General features: G+C 61.9%; 4 protein-coding genes. 3 read left to right on the forward strand and 1 reads right to left on the reverse strand.

What is annotated here, in order from left to right; translation table 11 throughout:
• Positions 1-1779, forward strand: a 1779-nt coding sequence (locus tag WCB02_RS34675) for a DNA topoisomerase IV subunit A (RefSeq protein WP_423965728.1), incomplete at its 5' end; no start/stop codon positions are given.
• Between the two features lie 183 nt (positions 1780-1962).
• Positions 1963-2748, forward strand: a complete 786-nt coding sequence (locus WCB02_RS34680) for an N-acyl homoserine lactonase family protein (protein WP_423965736.1) — start codon at positions 1963-1965, stop codon at positions 2746-2748.
• Positions 2749-2921: 173 nt separating this feature from the next.
• Here the strand turns inward: WCB02_RS34680 and WCB02_RS34685 are convergent, their stop codons facing one another.
• Positions 2922-3338 carry a RidA family protein gene (locus WCB02_RS34685; protein WP_423965730.1) on the reverse strand — a complete coding sequence of 139 codons (417 nt, stop codon included), beginning with the start codon at positions 3336-3338 and terminating at the stop codon, positions 2922-2924.
• 252 nt (positions 3339-3590) lie between these two features.
• On the opposite strand from WCB02_RS34685, the gene WCB02_RS34690 reads away from it, so the two are divergent.
• A complete protein-coding gene (locus WCB02_RS34690; RefSeq protein ID WP_423965733.1) occupies positions 3591-3743 on the forward strand; it encodes a hypothetical protein in 153 nt (50 codons plus the stop codon).
• Positions 3744-4248: the final 505 nt, after the last annotated feature.

The raw sequence follows: 4248 nt of genomic DNA on the forward strand, positions 1-4248 counted from the left end.
AAGGAGCCGGTGGTGCTGCCCGGCGGCTTCCCGAATCTGCTCGCCAACGGCGCGCAGGGGATCGCGGTCGGCATGGCGACCTCGATTCCGCCGCACAACGCCGCCGAGCTGTGCGACGCGGCGCTGCATCTGATCGACAAGCCGCAGGCCAAATCGCGCGCGCTGCTGAAATGGGTCAAGGGGCCGGATTTTCCGACCGGCGGCATCGTCATCGATTCCAAGGAAGCGATCGCGGAAGCCTACACCACCGGCCGCGGCTCGTTCCGCGTCCGCGCCAAATGGGTGCAGGAAGAGGGCGCCCGGGGCACCTGGGTCGTCGTCATCACCGAAATTCCCTATCTGGTGCAGAAGTCGCGGCTGGTCGAGAAGATCGCCGAACTGCTCAACGAGAAGAAGCTGCCGCTGGTCGGCGATGTCCGGGATGAATCGGCCGAGGACATCCGCCTCGTCATCGAGCCGAAGTCGCGCTCGGTCGATCCGGAGCTGATGATGGAATCGCTGTTCCGGCTGACCGAGCTGGAAAACAAGATTCCGCTGAACCTCAACGTGCTGGTGAAGGGCAAGATCCCGAGGGTCTTGGGCCTGGCCGAGTGCCTGCGCGAATGGCTCGACCATCTGCGCGACGTGCTGCTGCGCCGCTCGAACTTCCGCAAGGAGCAGATCGAACATCGCCTCGAAGTGCTCGGCGGCTACCTGATCGCCTATCTCAACATCGACAAGGTGATCAAGATCATCCGCACCGAGGATGAGCCGAAGCCGGCGCTGATCAAGGCGTTCAAGCTCACGGACGTCCAGGCCGAGGCGATCCTCAACATGCGGCTGCGCGCATTGCGCAAGCTCGAGGAAATGGAGATTCGCACCGAGGACAAGAATCTGCGCGGCGAATTGAAGGGCATCAAGTCGCTGCTCGGCTCCGAAGTCGAGCAATGGGCCAAGGTCGGCGAACAGGTCGGCAAGGTGCGCGAGATGTTCGGGCCGAAGACGCCGCTCGGCAAGCGCCGCACCCATTTCGCCGACGCGCCCGAGCACGATCTGGCTGCGATCGAGGAAGCCTTTGTCGAGCGCGAGCCGGTCACGGTGGTGGTCTCGGACAAGGGCTGGGTGCGGACGCTCAAGGGCCACGTCGCCGATCTGTCCGGGCTTACCTTCAAGACCGACGACAAGCTCGGCCAGGCGTTTTTCGCCGAGAGCACCTCCAAGCTGCTGCTGTTTGCGAGCAACGGAAAATTCTATTCGCTCGACGTCGCCAAGCTGCCGGGCGGACGCGGCCATGGCGAGCCGATCCGGATGTTCGTCGACATGGACCAGGATGCGGCGATCGTGTCGATGTTCGTCAACAAGGGCGAACGCAGGTTCCTGATCGCCAGCAGCGAAGGACAGGGCTTCATCGTCAAGGAGGAAGACTGCGTCGGCAACACCCGCAAGGGCAAGCAGGTGCTCAACGTCACCATGCCGGTCGAGGCCTGCGCGATCACCACGGTTGCCGGCGACCAGGTGGCCGTGATCGGCTCTAACCACAAGATGGTGATCTTCCCGATCGACCAGGTGCCGGAAATGGCGCGCGGCCGCGGCGTGCGCCTGCAGAAATATACCAGCGCCACGCTGTCGGACGTGACCACCTTCGATGCCAAGGAAGGCCTGAGCTGGAAGGATTCGGCTGGCCGCGACCAGGGCCTGAGCTTCAAGGAGCTCGCCGACTGGCGCGGCAACCGCGCCGATTCCGGGCGGCTGGCGCATGGCCTGCCCAAGTCGAACAAGTTCGGAAAGGGCATGGAGTAGGGGGCGGCGCGGCAAGCTCGCGCAAGCCCCGAGGTGTCTGCCCTCACTCGGATATCAAAAAGCTGTCATCCGCGGCCGTTTGACCCGTATTGCAGTAGTGTCCCCGCGCGGCGAGCGGATGTTCCGGATTGGCCGAGGCGGAGGGGTCACGTGAAACGCAGTGTGGGTCTCGCGGCGCTTGTGATGTGTGCGCTGTCGGTTGCGACCGGCCGGGCGCAGGCCGGGGTCGAAAAGCTCTACATTCTCAATTGCGGTGAGGGCATGGCCGGCGACATTTCGCGCTGGTCGCCTGGCGTCGACGAGGGCAAGTCGATGGCCTTTGTCGACAACTGCTATCTGATCAAGCTCTCGCAGGGCTGGTTCTTGTGGGACACCGGCATCCCCGATGCGGTGGCCGCAATGCCGAACGGTCTGCCGCCGGCCGACCCCAAGGCGGTCTATTGGCATCGGCCGAAGACGCTGGCCTCGCAGCTCGAGCAGATCGGCGTGAAGCCGTCGGACATCACCGCGATGGCGGTGTCGCATACCCATCCCGATCACATCGGCAATGTTGAGATGTTTCCAACCGCCATGCTCTACGTGCAGAAAGCCGAATACGACTGGCCCGGCGCCGGTGGGCAGCCGCGCTTCAGGAAGGAGCATCCGGTCACTTTGCTGGAAGGCGACAAGGACATCTTCGGCGACGGCAGCCTGACCATTTTGTCGACTCCCGGACATACGCCGGGTCACCAGTCGCTCTTGGTGAAGTTGCCCCAGACCGGCGAGGTCGTGCTGTCCGGCGATGCCGTGCATTTCAAGAGCAACTGGGACAACCGCCGCGTGCCTGCGCTCAATTTCAGCAAGGACGAGACGCTTGCCTCGATGGAAAAGCTTTCCCAGGTGCTGACCAGGGAGAAGGCGCAGCTCTGGATCAACCACGACAAGGCGCAGCGCGATACGCTGAAGATGTCGCCGGAATTCTATCAATGAAACCGCTCGTTTTGGGATGGCAGGGCAGCGGATCGGACGGTTGCCCGATCCGACCGCGAAATCCATCGCCGCGGGGCGAATCGATGCGTTTCACGAGGTCTCAACCCATCCGGCCTTCTTGGTTTCGATGATCTGAACTTCGGAAACGAGGTGCAAGGCGGCCGCGGCGAGCCTCAGGCCGCCGCGATCGCCTCGATCTCGATCATGAAGTCCGGCCCGTAGAGTTTGGAGACTTCAACCAATGTCACCGCCGGCGCCGCCGGCGGCGATACCGTTGCGAAGAACGCGTCGCGCGCCTCGCGGTAGGCTGCTAGGTTGTTCATGTCGGTGAGAAATACGGTCAGCTTCACGAGATGGGTCGCGGTGCATCCGGCGGCGTGCAAGGCAATCGTCAGATTGACGAAGACCTGCGCAGCCTGGCTGCCGAAATCGCCGTGACCGACCAGCTTGCCGTTGCGATTGAGCGCGGTCTGGCCGGCGATGAAGATCAGCCTGCCGGCGCGCACCTCCACGATCTGGGAATAGCCGGGCGGCGTGCCCAGTTCGGGCGGATTGCAGGGCGTGATCGACGGCGTCGGCTGTTTTGTCATCGGGCTTTTCCTCCGGGAGGATTCGCAGTTGGTCCTCGGTTGATCGACGCGCGCCATCAGAGCAGGAAATGCCGTGACCGTCACGCACGCGGCGAAACGATTGCTCGGCGGAAATCGTAACCGTCGTCACACCGTGTGGTCAAAAATCCCGCGGTGTTGATGCACGTGATGGTCAGTTAATTTGACCGGGTGCCATCGCACCCTTAGCTGTTGATGACGGCGAGATTTTGCCGCCTCCGGGCGACGGCACCGATGCGCGAATCCGTAAACCACAATGCTCCGACGACATCGGCTTCGCTGCGGCTGCGTCGCGCATTGGCGCTGCCGTTCTACGCGATCGCCCTGGTCTTGAGTTTTGCGAGTGACCTGCTCGGGAATCTTGCCGCATGGATCGCTGACGACTGATCAAGCGGCAACGCATGGGCCGTTGTCACGCGTCAGGGCCGTGCGCAGGCGATCAAAAAGCATTTGCTATCAGAATATCCTTGTCCAGCACATATCATCAGTTGTCCGTCACATATCATCAGTTGTCCGTCTGGCGGCTGACTTGCCTCAAACGAACAACGCCGACAGTGCGTCATCGGCTCGTGCACCAAAACGCGTTCATCTAATTAGTTCGAATGTCGCTACTCCAATACGCGCCCGAAGTTATACGATTTCCCGCATTGGACATCTTAAATAAATTTAAGAAAAGCTTGAGCACCGTGACGCCCAATTGGAGTTGCGCCGGAGTTTGAAAGGCACTACGCGGGAGGCACAGTGTACATCGCGGTTTGGTTCTTACGATGTCGATTTCGATCCTCGGGCTGAGCGGAAGTTTGCGAAATGCTCGTTTCCGCCGCGGCAGCCAATCGCTTGCGCACGAGATTGCCGGTGTCGAGACCGAGCAGGAACTGACCGGCTATCTGGT

Origin of the sequence: Bradyrhizobium sp. (assembly GCF_049581145.1) — a bacterium.
Taxonomy (GTDB): Bacteria; Pseudomonadota; Alphaproteobacteria; order Rhizobiales; family Xanthobacteraceae; genus Bradyrhizobium.

Bases quoted from the DNA above. Each gene is read 5' to 3' on its own strand.
- WCB02_RS34680 (WP_423965736.1), top strand. From the start codon at position 1,963: ATGTGTGCGCTGTCGGTTGCGACCGGCCGGGCGCAGGCCGGGGTCGAA.
- WCB02_RS34685 (WP_423965730.1), bottom strand. From the start codon at position 3,338: ATGACAAAACAGCCGACGCCGTCGATCACGCCCTGCAATCCGCCCGAA.
- WCB02_RS34690 (WP_423965733.1), top strand. From the start codon at position 3,591: ATGCGCGAATCCGTAAACCACAATGCTCCGACGACATCGGCTTCGCTG.